This is a genomic window from Fictibacillus barbaricus (assembly GCF_031457135.1).
GTDB classification, from domain to species: domain Bacteria; phylum Bacillota; class Bacilli; order Bacillales; family Fictibacillaceae; genus Fictibacillus; species Fictibacillus barbaricus_A.
In genome coordinates this window covers 192,835-215,686 of the sequence record NZ_JAVDWA010000003.1, presented here as the reverse complement: position 1 = coordinate 215,686, position 22,852 = coordinate 192,835, and the positions used below count along the sequence as shown (strand labels likewise).

The following is a 22,852-nucleotide window of genomic DNA, read 5'->3' as shown; positions in this document are numbered from 1 at the left end:
TTATTCTCTTCATTACTAAATGTAAAATGAATAATTCAATCAGTACGATGATAAAGAACGATATTATCCTAGAAAGTAAAGAAATCAAAAAAGTAGTTTAAAAAGTTAGATTATTCTGCATTTTTTGACGATATATGTTACACTAGAAAAAACAAAAATTCCAAAAGGAGGAAATTTTCGCTAATGATGAAAAAGGGGATTTCATTTTTACTGGCGTTGTTGGTAGTGATATCATTGGCAGCTTGTAATCAAAAAATTGAGACGAGCTCTGAAAAAGAAAAGTCTGGTGACAGTAAGGGTCTCAGTGTTGACAGACTCAGTATTGTTACTGGCGGTACAGGTGGTACATATTATCCGCTCGGCGGTGAAATGGCAAAAATTATCGGCAAGGAATTAGGTGTTGAGGCAAACTCTCAAGCATCTGGAGCGTCTGTTGAAAATATGCAGCTTCTGCAAGATGGGGATGCAGATATCGCATTTACACAGACTGATATTGCTAGTTATGCAGCAGAAGGCAAAGAAATGTTTAAAGAGAAAGTGGATCAAATTGCAGGTATCGGAACATTGTATCCGGAAACGATTCAAATTGTAACGCTCAAAGACAGCGGCATTAAAAGTGTAGAGGATTTGAAAGGGAAAAAAGTTTCCGTTGGTGCACCTGGAAGCGGTACATTTGCTAACGCTGAACAGATTCTTAAAGTCCATGGAATGAAAATGGATGATCTTAAAGCACAGCATTTATCTTTCGATGAATCAGCTGAAGGTATTCAAGATGGAAATATCCAAGCGGCATTCATTACAGCAGGAACACCAACTGGAGCAGTGGAAGCACTATCCGCTACTAATCCAGTAACGATTGTTCCGATCGCTGAAGACAAGATTAAAGAATTGATGAAAGAACATCCCTATTATATTGAGGATGTTGTCAAAAGCGGCACGTACAAACTGGAACAAGATGTGAAAACAGTGGCTGTCCTTTCGATGTTAGCTGTTCGTAAAGACATGAAGGAAGATGATGTGTATCAAATTACGAAGGCAATCTTTGAAAATACAGATAAAATCAGCCACGCAAAAGGCAAGCTGATCAATGCTGAAAAAGCGGTAGATGGTATGGGCATCGATTTCCACCCAGGAGCTAAGAAGTACTTTAAAGAAAAAGGGAATCTTAAATAAGAAAGTGTAACCATGGACTGAAGAATTTTCTTTAGTCCATGTCTTCTTATGAAAAGACTCATTTTCATTCTTCTCCTCATCGTGAGTATTACCGCTGCTCTTACTTATCCATTTCTTACTGCTGTTGTAGTGGAAGATGGTAATTCAGGAGAAATTCTAGCTTTCTTTAAAAATAATCCGAATCAAAATTTTAGTGTGAAATATATTCATTCTATCCATAAGACACCTGTACTCGAAACGTATCATACAAACAAAAAAGGTGAAATTATCCAAACCGAGATGCAGTTTGAGGAATTCGGTATAGGAATGCCTTCAGGTGCATCCGGGAATGAAAAGTTCGTTGAAAAAGACGGAAAGTATATTTTGACACATATGAACCGCCATTTTTCTGAACTAAATGTACGGGTTGGACAAGTGATTTCGAATCATACGTTTATTATCAAAGGCAAAAAATACCCATTCTCGCATTTTAGTAAGCCAGGATCTTGGGTGAGAATTAAAACAGATCATTTGAACGTATGGGAATGGCTGATGGGAGGTAAAGTTCTTGGAAAACGATAAACATCAACTTGGAGCAGAGCAAACAATTTCAGATGAAGAAGTTCAGGAATTAATGGAGAAATACGATCCTGAAGCCGGTTTTCGGAAGCTAAAAGGAGCTCTTTATTGGATTACTTTGATCGGACTCGTTGCTTTTTCTTTGTTTCAGCTATACACTGCCATATTTGGCGTGCTGGCAGCACAGCTTCAACGAACGATTCATTTAGGATTTGCCTTAACGCTCATCTTTTTATTATTTCCAGCAACAAAAAAGAAACGCCAAAAGCAAGCTCGTTTTCAAGTTGCTTGGTATGACATGCTGCTCGCTCTATTATCCATTGCAGTAGGCTCTTATTGGTATATCTTTATGGATGATTTAGTCATGCGAGTTGGAAGGCTCACGACACCGGATTTTATGATTGGTTTACTGGCCATTATTTTAGTATTAGAAGCTACAAGACGTGTTGTCGGACTGCCGATTACGATTATTGCCGGACTTTTCTTGATGTACGCTTATTTCGGACCTTACATGCCAGGATTTTTGGAGCATAAAGGGCTGACAATCGAGCGTATCGTCCGAACGATGTTTTTTACAACGGAAGGTATCCTTGGTACACCGTTAGCGGTCTCGTCTACATATATTTTCTTATTTTTATTGTTTGGAGCGTTCCTCGTCAAAACGGGGGTTGGTGAATATTTTAATGACCTGTCAATTGTGATTGCCGGCCGCCGAATCGGTGGACCCGCAAAAGTTGCAATTTTCTCAAGTGCTTTGCAAGGAACAATCAGCGGAAGTTCGGTTGCAAACGTTGTAACATCTGGTGCATTTACGATTCCGATGATGAAAAGGCTAGGCTATAAAAAGGAATTTGCAGGCGCTGTTGAGGCAGCCTCTTCCACAGGCGGACAGATCATGCCGCCGGTAATGGGTGCAGCAGCCTTCCTAATGGTTGAATTTATTGGTGGCGGCATTACTTACTGGGATATCGCGAAAGCAGCGGCTATTCCTGCCATTCTCTATTTTGCAGGCATTTGGATTATGACCCATTTTGAAGCAAAACGAATCGGATTAAGAGGATTAACGAAAGAAGAAATGCCAGAAACCAAGAAAGTATTAAAACAGCTTTACCTTTTGATTCCGATTTTTGTTGTTGTTTTCTTGCTTATGAGCGGGATGAGTGTTACGAGAGCAGCTCTTTGGTCGATTGTGAGTGCGATCGCAGTTGGTATGTTTAACAAACAAACGAGAATGGGGCCGAAGCTATTTATAGAAGCATTAGCAGATGGTGCAAGAACCGCCCTTGGTGTCGCTGCGGCAACTGCGGCAGCTGGTATGATTGTCGGTGTGGTTACCGTTACTGGTGTTGGTCTTAAGCTTGCAAACGGATTGCTCGATCTTTCAGGAGGATACTTAATTCCTACGTTGATTTTGACGATGATCGCGTCACTCATTTTAGGAATGGGATCCCCGACAACGGCAAACTATGTTATTACATCAACCATCGCAGCTCCTGCGATTTTGTTATTCGGTGTTCCAGCATTATCTGCTCATATGTTTGTTTTCTATTTTGGTATTATTGCGGATATCACACCGCCCGTTGCTCTTGCAGCCTTTGCTGCAGCTGGGATTTCAGGAGGGGAACCGATACGAACCGGTATTCAATCCTCGAAGCTTGCCATTGCCGCTTTTATCATTCCGTACATCTTTGTCATATCGCCTCAGCTTATGCTGATTGATACAACATGGACGGAAGCGGTTTGGGTAGTCTCAACAGCATTTGTAGGAATGATTGCGATCGGTGCTGGCATGATCGGATATTGGATGAGGGCGCTGAACTGGCTGGAAAGAGCTGCAGCCGTTATCGTCGGCTTTTTGCTTATCTATCCGGAGGGAATTGCCAGTGTGATCGGTGTTGTTGCATTCGTACTGATGCTTGGCAGTCAATATATGTTATTGAAAAAAGACAAAACGCAAGCTCCATCAACACCAGCTTTATAAAACTCTATAAAAGCTCAAAAGGAATTGACCTTTTGGGCTTTTTTTATTATTTTCGTCAGGATGAAATCTGCAGTCGGAAGTGAGGGGTTTTGTCGATTTTTGTAAACTCGGGAGTATATCATAAAAACCCGTGAGATTATGGCCAATTCCCGGGAGATTATGGCCCATTCCCGGGAGATTATTGTTAAAGTCCGTGAGATTATCAGCTTCACGGGGGAAATTCATGCTGATCGGACTAGTTGACTCCCGCTTTAACGGAGTCCTGAATCGAATCTGATCAAAAATATAATGAAAAGATAAATTTATCTTTTTTATCGTCTTTTATGTACAACCTCCATGGATGTCTGGGCAGTCTGGAGCGGAAATCGCCCACTTACAAAAGCAACAAAGCTTACGAAAACAACGTTTTGATTAAATAATTGATTAAGTGTGCAAGATTGTAAAGTTGAGTTAAATTATTTATGTTACAATCAATAAGTATGCATTTTTTGTATGATGCTGATTTGAGCTTATAGTTTTTACAATGCCCGACAGAAAGACTGTTCCGGCTATGTTTTATATAAAAGGAGAGAAGCCTACATGATTACGGTAACGAATGTTGGTCTTCGCTACGGCGACCGCAAGCTGTTTGAAGACGTTAATATAAAGTTCACACCAGGAAACTGCTATGGTTTGATCGGTGCGAATGGCGCGGGGAAATCTACATTTTTGAAAATTTTATCTGGTGAGATCGAAGCTCAGACGGGTGACGTTCATATGACGCCAGGCGAGCGTTTAGCGGTTTTAAAACAAAACCACTTTGAATATGAAGAGCAAGAAGTTATGCAGACAGTTATTATGGGTCATGCCCGTCTTTATGAAGTAATGAAAGAAAAAGATGCGATTTATATGAAAGCTGATTTCTCGGATGAAGACGGTATGCGTGCTGCTGAGCTTGAAGGAGAATTTGCTGAGCTTAACGGTTGGGAAGCTGAATCTGAAGCTGCGATCCTTCTAAAAGGACTAGGCATTAGTGAAAGCCTTCATACGAAAAAGATGGCTGAACTAACGGGTTCTGAAAAAGTAAAAGTTTTGCTTGCACAAACTCTTTTCGGGAAACCAGATGTACTATTGCTGGATGAGCCTACGAACGGCTTGGATCTTCAAGCGATTCAATGGTTAGAAGACTTCTTGATTAATTTTGAGAATACCGTAATCGTCGTATCCCATGACCGTCACTTCTTAAACAAAGTGTGTACTCACATGGCTGACCTTGATTTCGGTAAAATTCAAATTTATGTGGGGAACTACGATTTTTGGTATGAATCTTCTCAGTTAGCTTTAAGAATGGCACAAGACCAAAACAAGAAAAAAGAAGAGAAGATTAAAGAGCTTCAAGCGTTCGTTGCTCGATTTAGTGCCAATGCTTCTAAATCAAAGCAAGCAACTTCTCGTAAAAAGCTTTTAGATAAAATCTCATTAGATGACATCAGACCATCTTCACGTAAATACCCATATGTACAATTTGGAATTAACCGTGAAATCGGAAATGATCTTCTTCGTGTAGAAGGCTTAACAAAAACAGTTGATGGTGTAAAAGTTTTAGATAACGTGAGCTTTGTAGTCAATAAAGAAGATAAAATCGCTTTTGTTGGTAAAGAAGAAATCGCGATCACGACGTTGTTCAAGATTTTGATGGGTGAAATGGAAGCGGACAGCGGAACTTATAAGTGGGGTGTTACGACTTCACAAGCGTACTTCCCTCGTGATAACACGAAGTACTTTGATGGAAGTGAGCCGACTCTTGTTGAATGGCTTCGTCAATATTCTCCAGAAGATCAGACGGAAAGCTTCCTTCGCGGATTCCTTGGCCGTATGCTGTTCTCTGGTGAAGAAGTTAACAAGAAACCTTCCGTACTATCTGGAGGAGAGAAAGTGCGCTGTTTGCTTTCTAAGATGATGCTTAGCGGAAGTAATGTATTGTTGATGGATGATCCGACAAACCACTTGGATCTAGAATCGATCACAGCGTTAAACAACGGTTTAATCAATTACAAAGGTTCATTGCTCTTCACTTCGCATGACCATCAGTTTGTTCATACAATTGCGAACCGTATTATCGAAATTACGCCTAAAGGAATTATCGATAAGCAAATGTCATATGACGAATACTTGGAAAACGATGAGTTGAAAAAGCAGCGTCAATTGATGTATCAATAGGGTGAAAATAGATTGAATTAAGAGAGTGTTGAATCATAGCGATTTGGCACTCTTTTTTTTAGGTTGTTTTCGTAATGATAATGTACGGGAGATGAAGAAGTGGAAGCATTTACGAAAAATGTGATAAAAATCATTCAGCATATTCCTTCTGGATACGTGATGACATATGGACAGATTGCAAAAGTGGCAGGAAAGCCAAGAGGGGCCAGACAAGTTGTCCGGATTCTTCATTCGATGAGCGGAAAATACGAACTTCCTTGGCATAGGGTGATTAATATAAAAGGCGAGATCGTGATTCAAGATGATGAAGGAGCCTATACACAAAAAGCATTGCTGGAAAGTGAAGGAATTTGTTTTAGAGGAAATAAAGTGTTGAACCTAGAAAAATATAGATACAAGCCTGATGCAGATTTCTTAGAAAAAGAGCTGCAGTCTTTTTAAAAGGCTTAATTTAGGTTGGGGGAAGCATAATGAAAGTGGAAATGAAACATATCGATATTAGAAAAGCAGAGTTGAAGGATAAAGAGATTTTAAAAAATTTGATGCAATTTTATTTTTACGATTTTACGGAGTTTATTGATGTACACCCCACGAGTAATGGATTGTTTAGTGATTATCCTTACCTCGACAATTATTGGGAAGAAGAGGGAAGATATCCTTACTTAGTTGAACTGCAAGGAAAGCTTGCTGGATTTGCTTTAATTAGACTGATCCATACACCAGAGAAATCGTATTGTTCTATGGCTGAGTTTTTCATATTAAAAAAGTTTAGAAGGACTGGGCTAGGAAGAGCGGTTGCTCATAGAATGTTTGATTTACATAAAGGAAACTGGGAAGTGTTACAAATTGAAAAAAATAAACCAGCACAAACGTTTTGGCGAAAAGTTATCCATGATTATTGTGATGGTAAGTTTTTTGAACGAGAAGCAGAAGGGAAGGTCATACAGGAGTTCGTGAGCAGATAGGATTGGTAATAGTATAGTAATGGTTAAATGGGCTTTTGTTCGGAGCGATTCTTTATATAGAATCGCTTTTTATTTTTGCTATAAAAGTAAACTTAAGTTTTAGTTTTTTTATTTAGGGCAAAGTAAGTAAGTCTTATCTTACTAAATCGTGTTTTTACCTACAAGGGGATGTATATATGTTTAAAATAAAATTTATGGATGATCATTTAAAGAAATATAGAAGAATGTCTGAGAGAGAATTATCTCATTCGGTTCATTCAAATATGTGGTTTACGCCTGTTCTTTATGTTTTAGTATCTTTATTATTAGTCACTGCTACAATGACGTCTGATCTTAAATATAATCTTGGATATCAAATGCATCCATTTTTTGCAGTGGACTATAGTCTGACACTTAATTTGGTCGGAACACTTACCGCTGCTATTTTGACTCTGACTACCTTTACATTTAACTTAATTCTAGTTGTTTTTACCACATTCTCCGGACAATTTTCACCGCGCATGCTGAAAAATTTTATTGCTAGTAAATCAACACAGCGCGTCCTTGGAATATTTACGTCCAGTTTTATTTACATGTTACTATCCTTTTTGTTTTTGAATAAAAGACTTGCGGAATATTATTTTGCTGTGCCTGTATTTGCAGCACTCATTGCAGCTTTCTCCATGGGAACGTTTATCTTTTTTATAAACCACGCTGTTGCCTGGTTGCAGGTTAACCAGATGACATACGACATGAAAAAGGAATCCTTATCTATCGTGAAAAATACGTTAGAAAACGAAGTAGATCCTTTTAAAGTAAATGATCTGAGCACAGTTAACATCGATATTTGTGAGGAGAGAGGTGATTCAATTTATGCCGGGAAATCTGGCTATATTAAACTGATTGATTTTCATTCTATTATTGAAGAAGCTGAAAAAGACGATATTGTCATCCAGTTAGAATATACGATTGGAAGCTATGTGTTTGCTTCAACACCAATCATTACGTACTGGAAAAATGAAGATCATGAAGTGGATGTACAAAAATATCTGGCTTTTATTAGTATCGGGAGAAAACAAACGGAAGTTCAGGATATCGAGTTCAGTATCAACAAGTTAGTAGAAGTGTCAATCCGCTCATTAGGCAATTATGATCCGAAAACCGCAACAAATGCTATTTATCAAATTGGAGAGGTTCTTTCTTCCATTTCACGCAATTCAATTTTTTCGAAGTATCTCGTAGATAAAAGCAATAACCTGCGGGTGGTATTACAAGAAAGAGATTTCAGTCATTATTTATACCATTCTTTTGGTTATATCCGTCACTATGCTAAAGATAACGTGATTGTGTGCACCGAAATATTGAAGGTGCTTGATTTAATGGCAAAATCTCTTAATGAACGGGATTATAATGCGGTTTGGGAATTTGGCGTTTTCACGGCCAGTGGGTTTGAAGACTTATTTCTCTTCACCTTAGATTATCAGCAGTTTCATCACGCCCTGCACAATCTTTCAGTTACAACTAAGCATGAAAAAGAGTATGAAGCGTTTTTGGAAAAAAACAAAGCAAACTAATATAAAAAAAAGCCCGGCTTTTCGGGCTTTTTATATGTTTTCTAAGGCTGTCCTTGTTTCATTTACAGACTCGAACGGCTTGTCCAGCTGCAGCATTTTGCGAAGTATCGTTTTAAGTGACGGTGTGATGTCCAACTCTTCTTCCCAGCCTCTTTCTTTCTTAGATTGAGGTTCATAGGATGAATAAAGCAGGAATAATGCGAAATGGCCAAGTGCAAAAAGGTCACTTTTCATTGTGACTGCACGCATACGGATTTTTTCAGGATGTTCATCTGGTCCGAGGTCTTCTGGGTCCGTTAAAAAACAAGCAAGACCGAAGTCGATGATGTGGAGTTCACCATTTCGCTCGATTATGTTGGGAATCCGCAGATCGCGATGGATGATCCCTTTTTCATGAAAAGTTTCTACGATTGCTAATAGGTCCAGCAAGATTCGTATAGTGTCTAATTCCGTGTACGTATATCCATTTCGAAAAATAAGATCCTCAAATGTTTCGCCTTGTATCCACTCCATCACGATAAAGTGACCGTTCTTATTTTCAAAAACATCCAATAAATGTGGAATCCGTTTGTGCTGTAAAGTTTGCAGAATATTGGACTCACGTTGGAAAGAGCGCAGACCGCTAGTTGTTCTGGCTTTCGTTGTACGGAGCTGTTTTAAAACAATCTTTGTGTTTGTTTTCCGATCAAGTGCTAAATACGTGATACCGTAACTCCCCATACCGAGTACTTCGATAATGGAATAACGCTGTTGGATTAGCCGGCCGGTCTTTATTGGCCTGTCAAACCATAAACGCTGAAGAGTCTTTTGAAATTCTGAAAACATCAATGGAGTTTACTGATATTCAGCTGCTGAAAAAGCTGCTTTTGTGTTTTTTCTTATAGTGCTTATGACCGTAACCGCCATAGTGTTTCTTTCCATAATCACTGCTGCTGTATTTGTGATAGCTCTTTTTATATTTGTAGCCTGAGCTGCTGTATTTTCTGTGGCTGCTATGCCTAAACAAAGCCTTAAGTATTTTCTTCAACATAAAAACCATCTCCTTTATACATTCATGGATAGGATATTCGCAGTTAGTACCCAATATCCTACTGTACGTTCTCCCAAACATAAAGTTTCAGCGGGAAATGGGGTCTGACCCCAAACAATTTATTTCCCGTCACAATTTCCTTGTTTTTATATAGGGAATATTGTTAAATTTAAATGAGTATAATCATGGGTTTTGTTTTTGTGTTTTGGGATGTGCAGATGAGAGGGGTCTTTTGTTTCATGTTAGAGTATTTGTTCGCGGCGCTTTTGCCTCTTTTTTTTATGTTATTTTTTAATAGAGTTTTATTTACAAAGTATTTGCCGTTAGCGATAACGATTATCATATTATTAATAGGTTTTGATGGATTACATCAGCCATTGCCAATTCAAATTATTGCAGGTGTTTCTACTTTGGCAGGCTTTTTAATCGGTTTGAAAATCCACAACAAGCAAAAAAGGAAAGTGAAATAAATAAAAAGAAAGACGCCGGCCTCATGAGGTCGACGTCTTTCTTTTTGTGCGTGTAATCATTTCTTTTAAAAAGAGAATTAACATTGTAAGCACATAAACACTAATTACGGCCAGTCCTGCTTTATCGAAGTTGAAAAGCTTTAATATGACTGAGGTCAAAATAGTGATGTAAAGAGCGCCTAAATATTTTTGTATTTGGTCGTTTGAATAAATAGTCGTCAGCTTTGCGCCAATCTGTGTTCCAACTAATGCTCCTAAAATTAAAAGAATTCCAAGTTTATATTCTAGCTGTGTAGAAGAAGCATAGGTGATGAATCCTGCTGTTACAATTAAAAACACGCTCACGAGACTCGTTCCAACCGCTTTTCGAGAATGGAAGTTCATGATCGAAATTAACAGCGGGACCATAACAAAGCCTCCGCCCACACCAAGTGTAGTTGAAATAAATCCTCCTGTGAAACCGATAAAAATCGCTTTTGGCCAAGAAAATGAATAAACATCGCTTTTAGTATTCGTTTTTTGTTTTGATTGCTTATAAAGCAGGGAAAGAGCAAAGTATCCAAGAAGCAATATATAAAATCCTGGAATGACTGTATCGTCATATCCGTTTTTGTCGAGCCATACAACTAGAGGGTGAGCCACTTGTGTAGCAATTATCCCTGCAGCACCTAAGACAAGTGCAACTTTCCAAATAATATTTTTAAATCGTAAGTGAGCAGCTACACCAGATATACTCGTACCAATCGAATACATTAAGCTCGTTCCGATCGCTGACAGTGGAGGAATTCCAAATAAAATAAGTACAGGAGTTAATATAAAACCTCCCCCGATACCAAAAAAACCAGAAAAAATACCAATGCACAATCCTAACAATATATAAATAAAATCCATTTAAAAATTTTCTCCTTTTGGGGACACACCTGCTACAATTTTCCCGCAACCGTTGGTACAGCAAGCGGGAAATGGGGTCAGACCCCAAACAATTTATTTCCCGAAAGCGCCTAACTTCAATTATAGCACTTTAAATTCTTTCCAGAAACTTCTGCGAATATTTGTTCGTAATTATTAGGTTTTCGTTAGGTGCTGTGCTATAATTTGAGTAACCAGAAATTAGGAACGGAGGTTCGGTTTTGTGAGTGAAAGTCATTCGTTTCAAATCAAATCGGATTATCAGCCGCAGGGTGATCAGCCTGCGGCGATAACTCATCTAGTCAAGAATATTAATGAAGGTAAACGAAGCATGACCTTGCTTGGAGCAACAGGAACAGGGAAGACGTTTACCGTATCTAACGTTATACAGGAAGTAAATAAACCCACGCTCGTTATTGCACATAACAAGACACTAGCCGGACAGCTTTATAGTGAACTGAAAGAATTTTTCCCAAACAATGCTGTTGAGTATTTTGTATCTTATTATGATTACTACCAGCCAGAAGCATACATTGCGCATTCGGATACGTACATCGAGAAAGACGCCAGCATCAATGATGAAATCGATAAGCTTCGTCACTCTGCGACATCGTCGCTCTTTGAACGAAAAGACGTTATCATCGTTGCCAGTGTGTCCTGCATTTATGGTCTAGGTTCTCCAGAAGAATATCGTGATATGGTTATTTCTTTGCGAGAAGGAATGGAAAAAGACCGTGATCAGCTTCTTCGTGATTTAGTAGACATTCAGTACAACCGAAATGATATTAATTTCACACGCGGTACGTTTCGAGTTCGTGGTGATGTAGTGGAAATTTTTCCAGCCTCCCGTGATGAACGCTGTTTAAGAGTAGAGTTTTTTGGTGATGAAATTGACCGGATTACAGAAGTGGATGCATTGACTGGTGAAATTATCGGCGAGCGCAGCCACGTTGCCATATTCCCGGCATCCCACTTCGTTACGCGTGAAGAGAAATTAAAGCTCGCCATCAAACGAATCGAAGCAGAACTCGAAGAACGCCTAAAAGAATTGAACGAAGCAGGCAAGCTGTTAGAAGCACAAAGACTTGAACAGCGAACACGATATGATCTGGAAATGATGGCTGAAATGGGATTTTGTTCAGGCATTGAAAACTATTCTGTTCATTTGACACTAAGACCGCCAGGTTCAACCCCTTACACGCTTCTCGATTATTTTCCTGATGATTCACTGATTGTAATCGATGAATCACACGTAACATTGCCGCAGATCAGAGGCATGTTTAACGGTGACCAGGCGAGAAAAAGTGTACTTGTGGATCACGGGTTCCGTCTGCCTTCAGCAAAGGATAATCGTCCATTAACGTTTGAAGAATTTGAAGGCTACTCAAAGTTTCAGCACATCTATGTTTCTGCAACCCCTGGTCCTTATGAGCTGGAGCATGCACCTGACCCGGTTGAGCAGATTATTCGTCCAACAGGATTGCTTGACCCTACACTAGAGGTACGGCCAATTAAAGGGCAGATCGATGACCTCCTTGGCGAGATCAACGAAAGAATTGCTAAGAATGAAAGAGTGCTTGTTACAACTTTAACGAAAAAGATGTCAGAAGATCTGACCGATTATTTTGTAGAACTCGGCATTAAAGTCCGTTACTTGCACTCAGAGATTAAAACACTGGAGCGGATCCAGATTATCAGGGATCTGCGGCTTGGAGTTTTTGATGTTCTTGTAGGGATCAATCTGCTCAGAGAAGGGTTGGATATTCCGGAAGTATCTCTTGTGGCGATTTTAGATGCGGATAAAGAAGGATTTCTACGCTCAGAGCGATCATTGATTCAGACGATCGGCCGGGCAGCCCGTAACTCAAACGGCCACGTTATTATGTATGGAGATAAAATTACGAAATCCATGCAGATTGCGATTGATGAAACACAGAGACGCAGAGAAAGACAGATGAAGCACAATGAAGAGCATGGCATAACACCTCAAACGATTAAGAAAGAGGTTCGTGATGTTATTCGTGCCACACAAGCAGCAGAAGATACTATATCATACACCGGCACAAAAGCTCCTAAGCAAAAGATGAGCAAGAAGGATCGCGAAGCCTTTATCGAAAGAATGGAAAAAGAAATGAAAGATGCCGCAAAGAACCTTCAGTTCGAGCGTGCAGCTGAGCTTCGTGACCTCATACTTGAGTTAAAAGCGGAAGGATGATTGTAGTTGGCAACCAATCAAAACATAATTGTTAAGGGCGCAAGAGCCCATAATTTAAAAAATATAGATATTACGATTCCACGAGATAAGCTGGTTGTTTTGACCGGCTTATCTGGTTCTGGAAAATCATCATTAGCATTTGATACGATTTACGCAGAAGGACAGCGACGTTATGTAGAATCACTTTCTGCTTATGCGCGCCAGTTCTTAGGGCAGATGGACAAGCCAGATGTTGATTCAATAGAAGGACTATCACCGGCGATTTCAATCGACCAAAAGACGACAAGCCGAAATCCTCGTTCCACTGTTGGAACGGTTACGGAAATCTATGATTATCTTCGTCTTTTATTTGCCCGTGTCGGACGCCCAGTATGTCCGGTTCATAACGTAGAGATTACTTCTCAAACAATTGAACAAATGGTAGACCGTATTTTGGAATATCCGGAACGAACAAAGCTACAAATCTTAGCCCCAGTTGTTTCTGGCCGTAAAGGAGAACATGTTAAAACCCTTGAGGATATTAAAAAGCAGGGTTATGTTCGTGTTCGGATCAATGGTGAAATGCGTGAAATATCCGAAGAAATTAAGCTTGAAAAAAATAAAAAGCATTCTATTGAAATCGTCATCGACCGAATTGTTGTAAAAGAAGGCATTGCCACTCGTTTGGCAGATTCCTTGGAAGCTGCTCTTAATCTTGGCGGCGGCAGTGTTATCGTTGATGTAATGGGTGAGGAAGAACTTTTATTCTCTCAAAATCACGCATGTCCATATTGCGGATTTTCGATTGGTGAACTTGAACCGCGCTTATTTTCGTTTAACAGCCCATTTGGTGCCTGTCAGTCGTGTGATGGTTTAGGGGTGAAACTTGAAGTCGACCCAGAACTTGTTATTCCTGACTGGAGTCTTACTCTCAATCAGAACGCAATTGCACCGTGGGAACCGATCAGTTCTCAGTATTATCCTCAACTTCTTAAAAGCATTTGTAATCACTTTGGCATCGATATGGACACACCTGTAAAAGATTTGCCAAAAGATCAGATGGACAAAATTTTAAATGGCAGCGGAAAAGAATACATTACATTCCGTTATAAAAATGATTTTGGACAAGTACGTAAAAATGAAATCCAGTTTGAAGGAGTCCTTGGAAACATAGAGCGGCGTTACCGAGAGACAAGTTCTGATTACATCCGTGAACAAATGGAAGGCTACATGGCACAAAAGCCTTGTCCTGCATGTAAAGGACACCGTCTAAAGAAAGAAGCACTCGCTGTACTTATCAACGGTAAACATATCGGGCATACAACCGCAATGTCGATAACTGAGGCAAAAGAATTCTTCGAGAATCTTGATTTAACGAACAAAGAACGTGCAATCGCAAAGCTGATTCTACGAGAAATTGTGGACCGTTCTGGATTCTTAATCAACGTTGGGCTCGATTACCTTGCCTTGAGCCGTGCCGCTGGTACATTATCCGGCGGAGAAGCTCAGCGTATTCGGTTAGCTACGCAGGTCGGTTCGAGACTAATGGGTGTTCTTTATATATTGGATGAACCTTCTATTGGACTTCATCAGCGTGATAATGACCGGTTAATCCGAACGCTTGAAGAAATGCGCTCGTTAGGCAACACACTGATTGTTGTTGAGCATGACGAAGACACGATGCTTGCAGCAGATTATATTATTGATATTGGACCTGGAGCAGGCGCACATGGCGGAGTGATCACTTCAAAAGGTACACCTCAGGAAATTATGGAAGACCCTGAATCACTAACAGGTCAATATTTATCAGGAAAGAAATTCATTCCGCTTCCTAAAAAGCGCCGTAAACCTGATGGCCGTTTTATTGAAGTAAAAGGTGCCACAGAAAACAACTTGAAGAATGTATCAGCGAAAATTCCACTCGGCCTTTTTACTGGTGTAACAGGTGTTTCAGGATCAGGTAAAAGTACGTTCGTAAATGAAATCCTGCATAAAGCACTTGCTCAAAAACTGCATCGTGCAAAGGATAAGCCAGGAGCTCACAAAGAAATAAAGGGACTTGAACATATCGACAAAGTCATTGATATCGATCAATCACCGATCGGGCGTACGCCGAGATCCAATCCAGCCACGTATACGGGTGTCTTTGATGATATACGTGATGTTTTTGCAGCAACGAACGAGGCAAAGGTTCGGGGTTATAAAAAAGGACGTTTTTCTTTCAACGTAAAAGGCGGACGCTGTGAAGCCTGCCGTGGTGATGGAATCATCAAGATTGAAATGCACTTTTTACCAGATGTATATGTTCCTTGTGAAGTTTGTCATGGGAAACGCTACAACCGTGAAACGCTTGAAGTAAAGTACAAAGGGAAAAACATTGCGGATATTTTAGATATGACAGTAGAAGATTCTGTAGAATTTTTTGCGAATATCCCTAAAATCAAACGCAAGCTTCAAACGATTTTAGACGTAGGTCTTGGCTACATTAAACTTGGACAATCTGCTACAACCTTATCAGGCGGTGAAGCACAGCGTGTAAAATTAGCTTCACAGCTTCATAAGCGCTCAACAGGAAAGACGATCTACATTTTGGACGAGCCTACAACCGGTCTTCATGTAGATGATATTTCACGATTGCTTGTCGTACTTCAGCGTCTTGTAGACAACGGAGATTCTGTACTTGTTATTGAACATAACTTGGATGTTATTAAACAGTGCGACCATCTCATTGATCTGGGTCCAGAAGGCGGAGACAAAGGTGGTATGATCGTTGGAGCTGGAACGCCAGAAGCACTTGCGGAAATCGAAGAATCTCACACGGGCCGTTACTTGGCACCTATTTTAAAACGTGACAAAAAACGGATGACTGGCAAAGTGAAAGAAAAAGAAAAACTCGCAAAATAACATGATAAGATAGAAGAGGTCAATTCTAAAATGGAATTGATCTCTTTTTTTACTATCTTAAAATAGAGGGATATTATGCTGTCAGTATGGAATTATATAGGCTATTATTTTGGGCTGCTTATTTTAACGATCATGTTAATGGTTTTCATTTATTTAGGCATTCATACGCTGAAAAAAATATGGAATAACAAGTTATTTGAGTTTTTTTATGATTTATTGAAAGAAGATAAAAGGAGTTTTTTCTTTGTTTATGGACTTGTTGGAATTGGCATTTATAAAATATTGAATATCTTTTTGCCTCATTCATGGTCCAAAAAGACCCTGACAGTTATATATTGTTTCTTTTTAATAATGCTGTTGTTAATTGGAGTGCTGGGATTGTATCTGCTAGTGACCGATTTTTACTTTTCACCGATGACTGTTATTCATGAAATTAATAAAGAATTTAAATAGATAATCTACTATTACATACAATAAAAACAGTGCCTCTAAACGGAGCACTGTTTTTACGTTTATCATTTATATTTTTTCTCACTTGATGAAGAGTCCTTCGTTCCTTTTTTATCTTTTTCTTCCCGCTTTTCTTGTTTTAGATCTTCCATAGGTATTGGATCTACATTCCGTTCGCTTTCAAATTTATCAAAAAGGCTTTCTTTGTCTGTGTCATACTGTTCAGGATTGTCCAATTTCCCTTTTTGGTTTTTGTTTTTATCGGCCATTTTGAATCACCTCTGTGTATTTGTTGTATATACCCTTTCCTTTAATGTATGATATTCAAACAATTTCTCCTCAAATTCACAGATTTCGTATAAAATAAATAGGGGATTTTATTTCCATATCTTAGAAAGGATTTTGTAGATCAAGTAATTGAACAAAATCACGATGGCCGTTCCAAATACACCGGCCAATAAACGGTCAGTTAAATGATAATCTTGGGCATTTTCCGTTATGACGCCAAATATAATACTAGCAATCATGAGTACAGTGATGAATATGAACAATATTTTTAATGTCTTAGCGTTTTTCAAAATGGTAAGCTCCTTAGGGTGATTTTGTCATTATCATACGGAATTTTAGAAGTTATGTCGAATCGATATAGAGTAAAAAGGAAGTTTGTATAAAAAGTCGAAGTAAAAAGGCACATGCCTTTTGCTATAAATTATTGGTGTCAGCATCAGCAGGAGGTTTGTTTTATGAACCAAAGTACAAAAAAAGCTTTGTCCGCTCTTTGTTATTTTAGTTTATTCTTTGCTCCGTTTCTCTTTCCAATCATCATTTATTTTGTTGTCAATGAAAATGAGGTAACGGAACACGCACAAAAATCATTTTTATCCCATTTAATGCCCGTAATAGCTGTACCGCTTGGAATTATTATTGTTTTTGAATCACAATACAATTTGATGGCGATTATTATTTGCGGACTGACTTTTGGGTTATTGACATTAATTGTGACGGTCTGGAATATTGTTAAAGGAATAAAGGTAATCCTTGCATGAAAATTTTGTACAAGTAATACCGGAGAAGAAACTCAGTCATCTTAGAATCAGCCGGCGCCGGTTAGGGAATCCAAAAGGAGGCGTCAATGCATGGAAGAACGAAAGATGATTTTAAACATGCTGAATGAAGGGAAAATTTCTGCGGAAGAAGCCGAAAAACTGCTTTATGCCCTAAACGACAAGAAAAAACTTATGATGAATTCGTTAAGCTTGAAAAAGAAAGCGGTACAAGGTGCAACAGCCGTTAAGCTGCCGTCATCAGGCTATAAAGTTGCGAAGTTTTTTGATCGTGTCGTTAAGCGGATAAAAACGGTGGATTTTGATTTAAATTTTGGTCCGTCTGAACCGGTTCACTATGTATTTCAAGATAGCCATGTTATGTTTCAGGAAATGGACATTGAGGTCTATAACGGCTCGGTTACAATCGTCCCATGGGATCGAAAAGATGTTCAAGTGGAATGTGATGCGCTCGTTTATAAGGTGGCAGAAGGTTCATCTGCGAAAACGAAATTCAGGAATGAGACGTTTTATGATTGTGATGCCACAAAAATGCGATTTTACTCAAGAAACAAGCATCAAAAGGTGAACGCTGTCATCTCGATTCCAAAAGAAACGTATGAGGATATAAAAGTCACCACGTTTAATGGTCCCGTAAAGATCAGCCATTGCCATGCGAAAAATCTGGCACTGAAGACAACAGTAGGTGCAATAGCTGCGAATCACTGCTCAGGTGAGACGATAAAGGCAAGTGCAGCAAATGGTTCATTGACCCTTCAGGACTGTCATTTTAAAGACGTAGAAGCCGAAACGATGAACGGACCTGTTCGTTTAACAGTAGATGCTGCTCAAGTCAGGTCTGAAACGATAAATGGCTCGATCTATTGCCGTTTTGCTTCAGCTGTTGAAGGGTATGCATCATTTAAGACAGTGACGGGGAAAATAGAAACAGAATTTCCTGAAGCACTTGAGATGGAAGCTGTATTAAAAACAATCGTAGGTGGGTTTGTTTGTGATTTAGACAAAGTGGAAGTAAAAGAAGAAAAGAAGGAAGTCACGAGAAAGTTTCTTTCTTTTTCAACGAATAAAGGTTCAAATTGGCCAATATTTAAGCTTGAAGCTGAAGCAAAAACAGGTTCTGTCGCGGTGTTAAAAGCGAAATAGAGGTGATGGATCATCATGAAAAAACTAAAAAGATCAAGTGACGCAAAAATAGCTGGGGTCTGCGGCGGTATCGCAGAATATGTCAATGTTGATCCTACATTAATCCGACTGGCAACGGTAGCGATTGCCATTTTCACAGTTGTTTTCCCGGTAGTACTTGTCTATTTTATCGCCATGGCAGTTATGCCTGAGGAAAGCGAAGCTTAATGAGAAATTGGCTTATATCTTTACTCATCAACACAATAGCGCTGATGGTTGTAGCTGGGTATTTTGACGGTTTTCATATTGAAAACATCGGAGCTGCATTGTTAGCGAGTGTACTATTGTCCCTTTTTAATTTGTTTCTAAAACCGCTGCTGATCATTCTTACGCTGCCTGTCACCATTGTTTCTTTAGGGCTTTTTCTAATCGTCATTAACGCAGCCCTTTTATCTTTAACAGCCGAATTGATGGGAGACTCGTTCAATATAGACAGTTTCGGCATGGCATTATTAGCCTCCATCATTATTTCATTATTGAATATGTTCCTTACGAACTTTATATATGAACCTTTAAAGAAAAGAAGAAAAAGAAAATAATTTTTGCAGCACCTCAATATGTTGGGGTGTTTTTTGTGTGAAAAGAACCGCTTTTATATTAAAAATAAGCATAAATACCTACAAAAAACTATTCTCTTATAGTACTTAAGGCTAGTTTCAGTTTTTTCCTAATATGGTACATTTTAAAAGCAATAAATTCTGAATATTCATAGTTTTACAACTAGGAGGGATTTTTTTTGGGGAAGAAGAAAAAGGTTTGGGGAAAAAGTTTGCTTGCTACAGGTTTGACGATTGGACTAGCCTCATCATCTTTATTCGCAGGAACAATGAATGTTAAGGCACAAAATGCGATGGATGAAGTACTGGAAGGACATTCTAGCCATTCTCATTCAACATTAGATTTGTCAATTGTTAATGAAGATAGATTACTAGAAGCCCTCATTAAACGTGGTGAAATTTCTAAAGATGCTTCTGCAAAACAAAAGGAAGCTGCTCTAAATCAATACCTTGAGTTAAAAGGGAAAGATAGCGGAGTAAAGGGAAGCGATCCACTAGCTGCAAAAGTTAAAGCATCAGGTGCTGAAAAACAGCGTGATTTTAAGGAGTTTAATAACGGATTACTAAATGGGAATGGCAAAAAGAACGGTCACTTAAAAGGTCAACCAGATCCGGTAAAAGAGACGCCATATACCGGCACTCAGGGTAAAAAGGGGAAGCTTCTTACGTTGACTGTTGAATATTCAGATATAAAGCATAACACGATTAAACCAAATGAAACCGATAACTATTACAAAGACTACGATCTACAGCATTATGAAGATATGATTTTTGGTGATAACGGGGTAAAGGGACCAAACGGTGAAAATTTCATTTCTCAAAAGCAATTCTATGAGCAGCAATCTGGAGGGACATACACGATAGAAGGTAAAGCTTATGGATGGCTACAAGTTCCTGGAACAGCAGCTTTTTATGGTGCAGACAGAGCAACTGGCGGACATGATAATGTAGCACCTGGTGGTTCGAAGCAACTAGTTAGAGATGTTTATGTTGCTGCTAAAGCTGCAGGTATACCTCTTGAAAATTACGATTTGGAAGATCCGCATGATCTTGATGGAGATGGTAATTTATGGGAATCGGACGGCTTAGTTGATCACCTTCAGATTATCCATGCTGGTATGGGTCAAGAAGCTGGCGGAGGATCTCTAGGGGATAATGCCATCTGGTCTCACCGTTCAGCATCTTTCTATGATCCAGATGGACTTGGTAAAGGCCTTCCTGGATTCTATGATTACACGATGATGCCAGAAGATGGAGCAACAGGAGTTTTTGCTCACGAATATGGACATGACCTTGGATATCCGGATGAGTATGACACGATTTACTCTGGGAGCGGTGAGCCAGTAGGATATTGGTCTATTATGTCAGCTGGTTCATGGGCTGGAAAAATTCCTGGAACGGAACCGACAGGATTCTCTCCTTTAGCTAAAGCGTTTTATCAATCAACATTAGGTGGAAACTGGACAACGCCAACCGTTGTAGACTGGAAAGATGTGTCTACAAAAGGAACACAATTCTTGCTAGACCAAGCTAATTCACCAAATGGTCAAAACAACCAAGCCATTCAAGTAAATCTTCCGCAAAAGAAGACAGCTGTTAATACTCCTGCTGCAGGCACGTTCGAGTACTGGGGTGGACAAGCGGACGAAATGGATAATAGTATGGTAGCAAATGTTGATTTAACAGGTAAAAATTCTGCGACATTAACATTTGATGCATGGTACGACATGGAAGAACAGTGGGATTTTGCTTTTGTACAAGTTTCAGAAGATAATGGTGCGACATGGAAATCACTTGGAAATGGAAATACTCGTTCTGATGTAGTTCCTGAAGGGTATCCTACTATCCTGAATTCAATGCCAGGGTTCTCAGGTAAATCAAATGGCTGGCAACCACAATCATTTAATCTATCTGACTATAAAGGAAAGAAAATTCAGCTTCGTCTTCGTTCTGCAACTGACTGGGGTACTAGCAATCCAGGATTCTTTGCAGATAACATCAAAGTAGTTGCAGATGGACAAACAGTAGTTGAAGATGGCGCAGAAGCAGCTACTAGTCCATTTGCATTGAAAGGGTTTACAAAATCTGATGGAAACAAATACAGTGACCACTACTACCTTCTTGAATGGAGAAACCATGCTGGTGTGGATATGGGTCTAAAGAATATCCGTCGTGGTGCTTCATTAATGAGCTATGATAGTGGATTAGTAGTTTGGTATGTTGATCCAACATATACAGACAACTGGACGGGTATTCACCCTGGTGAAGGATTCTTAGGAGTTGTGGATGCGCATGCTAACACTGACCTAAAATGGAGTACTGGCGTACAAGCAAGTGCACGCTACCAAATTGCAGATGCTGCATTTGGTCTTAACCCAACTTCTGGTCTAAACCTTGATTATCCAGGATTACAAACATTAAATCTTGCAAGCCAACCAGCAGTCTCTCTATTTAATGACAGCAACTCTTTCATTAACGAGTTTATGCCTCAAGCCGGACGTAAAATCGACAACTATGGTTTAAAAGTTCGAGTTAACGGACAAGCGAAAGACAATTCTGTTGGAGCAATCGTTATCTACAAATAAGCCTTTAAAAAGTAGGATGGCTCAAAAAGAGTCATCCTATTTTTAGGTTTTTTAGATAATTGTGGAAAATTTTATAAAATGTGTGATAAAATAAAAGCATCTGTTTGAAAGAAAGGAACTTCGGTGACCTGTATGCCAACTTCTAACCTGTAATGGAAAACAACTGGATCGCTTCTTAACCGTTAAAAAACACAATGTTTTTGACCACGGGAGAAGTCTGTCTACATCCCATTACAGAGGAAATACAGCGAACTGCAGTCCGTTAGTTTTTTAACGATACGCGTTCAAAGCTCTCCTTATAATCAGGGAGAGCTTTTTTGTTTTGTTTATTGATAAGCGTCGAATCTCGCCGTTAGCTTTGTTTTTGTGTTACTGATCGAAATATACTTGCTCCTGCGGTTACTCGTCGCAACTCGCAGTCTCGAGTAAGCTGTGCTCGTCGTTCCTCTAAACTTTGCTTCCTCGACCTTCTCGCTTTTAAATAAACAAATTATGGGGGCTGCAAGACATTCAAATAGAAGTTGTATTTCTTCACTTATAAAATTTCGAGGTGAAGAAACGATGCAAACTCAACAACATTCTTTAGTACTTTGTCGTAAACAAGAAGCAGATACGGTAAATAAACAATGTAAAATGTGCGGGAAAGTGGTCACTTTTACAGATACAACAATCAGAAGACATAATGCGAACGGGAAATATATTTACCAATTTGCGATCTATAAATGTCCGAAGAACCATTCCTGGAATAAAAAACTGGGTATTTATAAATCATTTTCAGAACACGTCGACCCAGAGTCGATTGTCCCAACTGAATTTGAGACAGTACCGGAAAATAAAAAGATATCGATATCCTTAGACGACAATATTTACGAATGGATAGAAATCACCATATCAGAAGTGGATGGCCATTTTCGTTTAGACCGTACACTTTCCGATCAAATAGAAGGTATAAGCCGTTCAGCCATCTCACAAAAAATTAAAGCAGGTACCATTCTATTAAACAATTGTTTAACGAAACCAAGCCAAAGACTCTCGCTTCATGATAAAATTACAATAAAAGTAAACTGATTTAAAAATG

General features: G+C 39.1%; 22 protein-coding genes. 17 read left to right on the top strand and 5 right to left on the bottom strand.

Annotated features, from left to right (window positions below; genetic code table 11):
• Nucleotides 1–183 precede the first annotated feature (183 nt).
• The 7 genes from J2X07_RS10205 (at nt 184) to J2X07_RS10175 (ending at nt 8,429) form a co-directional block, all read left to right on the top strand.
• Complete coding sequence (locus tag J2X07_RS10205; protein WP_310258561.1) at nt 184–1,173, top strand: TAXI family TRAP transporter solute-binding subunit; 990 nt, start codon at nt 184–186, stop codon at nt 1,171–1,173.
• A gap of 48 nt (nt 1,174–1,221) precedes the next feature.
• Nucleotides 1,222–1,734, top strand: a complete 513-nt coding sequence (locus J2X07_RS10200; protein WP_310258560.1) for a DUF1850 domain-containing protein — start codon at nt 1,222–1,224, stop codon at nt 1,732–1,734.
• Between the two features lie 52 nt (nt 1,735–1,786).
• On the top strand, nt 1,787–3,712 hold the full coding sequence (locus tag J2X07_RS10195) for a TRAP transporter permease (protein WP_310259025.1): 1,926 nt from the start codon (nt 1,787–1,789) through the stop codon (nt 3,710–3,712).
• 579 nt (nt 3,713–4,291) lie between these two features.
• Nucleotides 4,292–5,911: an ABC-F family ATP-binding cassette domain-containing protein gene (locus J2X07_RS10190; RefSeq protein ID WP_310258559.1), complete on the top strand. Its 1,620-nt coding sequence runs from the start codon at nt 4,292–4,294 to the stop codon at nt 5,909–5,911.
• A gap of 99 nt (nt 5,912–6,010) precedes the next feature.
• Nucleotides 6,011–6,352, top strand: coding sequence for an MGMT family protein (locus J2X07_RS10185; RefSeq protein ID WP_310258558.1), 342 nt, complete (start codon nt 6,011–6,013; stop codon nt 6,350–6,352).
• A 29-nt stretch (nt 6,353–6,381) separates the two neighbouring features.
• On the top strand, nt 6,382–6,876 hold the full coding sequence (locus tag J2X07_RS10180; protein ID WP_310258557.1) for a GNAT family N-acetyltransferase: 495 nt from the start codon (nt 6,382–6,384) through the stop codon (nt 6,874–6,876).
• 176 nt (nt 6,877–7,052) lie between these two features.
• Nucleotides 7,053–8,429 carry a DUF2254 domain-containing protein gene (locus tag J2X07_RS10175; protein ID WP_310258556.1) on the top strand — a complete coding sequence of 459 codons (1,377 nt, stop codon included), beginning with the start codon at nt 7,053–7,055 and terminating at the stop codon, nt 8,427–8,429.
• A gap of 30 nt (nt 8,430–8,459) precedes the next feature.
• On the opposite strand, the gene J2X07_RS10170 is transcribed toward J2X07_RS10175, so the two are convergent.
• Together J2X07_RS10170 and J2X07_RS10165 are read right to left on the bottom strand one after the other, a co-directional pair.
• Nucleotides 8,460–9,254: a serine/threonine protein kinase gene (locus J2X07_RS10170; RefSeq protein WP_310259024.1), complete on the bottom strand. Its 795-nt coding sequence runs from the start codon at nt 9,252–9,254 to the stop codon at nt 8,460–8,462.
• A 19-nt stretch (nt 9,255–9,273) separates the two neighbouring features.
• Entirely contained in the window at nt 9,274–9,459 is a 186-nt protein-coding gene (locus tag J2X07_RS10165; RefSeq protein ID WP_310258555.1) for a hypothetical protein, read from the bottom strand.
• Nucleotides 9,460–9,698: 239 nt separating this feature from the next.
• Between J2X07_RS10165 and J2X07_RS10160 the strand changes: the two genes are divergently transcribed.
• Entirely contained in the window at nt 9,699–9,929 is a 231-nt protein-coding gene (locus J2X07_RS10160) for a DUF2198 family protein (protein ID WP_310258554.1), read from the top strand.
• A gap of 21 nt (nt 9,930–9,950) precedes the next feature.
• Here J2X07_RS10160 and J2X07_RS10155 read toward each other — a convergent pair whose 3' ends face one another.
• Nucleotides 9,951–10,820, bottom strand: a complete 870-nt coding sequence (locus J2X07_RS10155; protein WP_310258553.1) for a sulfite exporter TauE/SafE family protein — start codon at nt 10,818–10,820, stop codon at nt 9,951–9,953.
• Between the two features lie 241 nt (nt 10,821–11,061).
• Between J2X07_RS10155 and uvrB the strand changes: the two genes are divergently transcribed.
• The 3 genes from uvrB (at nt 11,062) to J2X07_RS10140 (ending at nt 16,389) form a co-directional block, all read left to right on the top strand.
• Nucleotides 11,062–13,053: an excinuclease ABC subunit UvrB gene (uvrB, locus tag J2X07_RS10150; RefSeq protein WP_310258552.1), complete on the top strand. Its 1,992-nt coding sequence runs from the start codon at nt 11,062–11,064 to the stop codon at nt 13,051–13,053.
• Nucleotides 13,054–13,059: 6 nt separating this feature from the next.
• A complete protein-coding gene (gene uvrA / locus J2X07_RS10145; RefSeq protein WP_310258551.1) occupies nt 13,060–15,936 on the top strand; it encodes an excinuclease ABC subunit UvrA in 2,877 nt (958 codons plus the stop codon).
• Between the two features lie 75 nt (nt 15,937–16,011).
• On the top strand, nt 16,012–16,389 hold the full coding sequence (locus J2X07_RS10140) for a hypothetical protein (protein WP_310258550.1): 378 nt from the start codon (nt 16,012–16,014) through the stop codon (nt 16,387–16,389).
• A 62-nt stretch (nt 16,390–16,451) separates the two neighbouring features.
• On the opposite strand, the gene J2X07_RS10135 is transcribed toward J2X07_RS10140, so the two are convergent.
• Nucleotides 16,452–16,655, bottom strand: a complete 204-nt coding sequence (locus tag J2X07_RS10135; RefSeq protein ID WP_310258548.1) for a hypothetical protein — start codon at nt 16,653–16,655, stop codon at nt 16,452–16,454.
• 108 nt (nt 16,656–16,763) lie between these two features.
• Entirely contained in the window at nt 16,764–16,964 is a 201-nt protein-coding gene (locus J2X07_RS10130) for a hypothetical protein (protein WP_310258547.1), read from the bottom strand.
• A 165-nt stretch (nt 16,965–17,129) separates the two neighbouring features.
• Between J2X07_RS10130 and J2X07_RS10125 the strand changes: the two genes are divergently transcribed.
• The 6 genes from J2X07_RS10125 to J2X07_RS10100 all read left to right on the top strand — a co-directional run bounded on the left by J2X07_RS10125 (nt 17,130) and on the right by J2X07_RS10100 (nt 22,842).
• Nucleotides 17,130–17,432 (top strand): hypothetical protein, encoded by a 303-nt coding sequence (locus J2X07_RS10125; RefSeq protein ID WP_310258546.1) that lies wholly within the window; start codon nt 17,130–17,132, stop codon nt 17,430–17,432.
• A gap of 90 nt (nt 17,433–17,522) precedes the next feature.
• A complete protein-coding gene (locus J2X07_RS10120) occupies nt 17,523–18,593 on the top strand; it encodes a DUF4097 domain-containing protein (RefSeq protein WP_310258545.1) in 1,071 nt (356 codons plus the stop codon).
• A gap of 15 nt (nt 18,594–18,608) precedes the next feature.
• Entirely contained in the window at nt 18,609–18,800 is a 192-nt protein-coding gene (locus J2X07_RS10115) for a PspC domain-containing protein (protein ID WP_310258544.1), read from the top strand.
• A complete protein-coding gene (locus J2X07_RS10110) occupies nt 18,800–19,171 on the top strand; it encodes a phage holin family protein (protein ID WP_310258543.1) in 372 nt (123 codons plus the stop codon). The genes J2X07_RS10115 and J2X07_RS10110 overlap by 1 nt, the downstream gene beginning before the upstream one ends.
• Before the next feature lie 197 nt (nt 19,172–19,368).
• Nucleotides 19,369–21,774: an immune inhibitor A domain-containing protein gene (locus J2X07_RS10105; RefSeq protein ID WP_310258541.1), complete on the top strand. Its 2,406-nt coding sequence runs from the start codon at nt 19,369–19,371 to the stop codon at nt 21,772–21,774.
• Between the two features lie 561 nt (nt 21,775–22,335).
• Nucleotides 22,336–22,842, top strand: coding sequence for a cytoplasmic protein (locus tag J2X07_RS10100; protein ID WP_310258540.1), 507 nt, complete (start codon nt 22,336–22,338; stop codon nt 22,840–22,842).
• Nucleotides 22,843–22,852 lie beyond the last annotated feature (10 nt).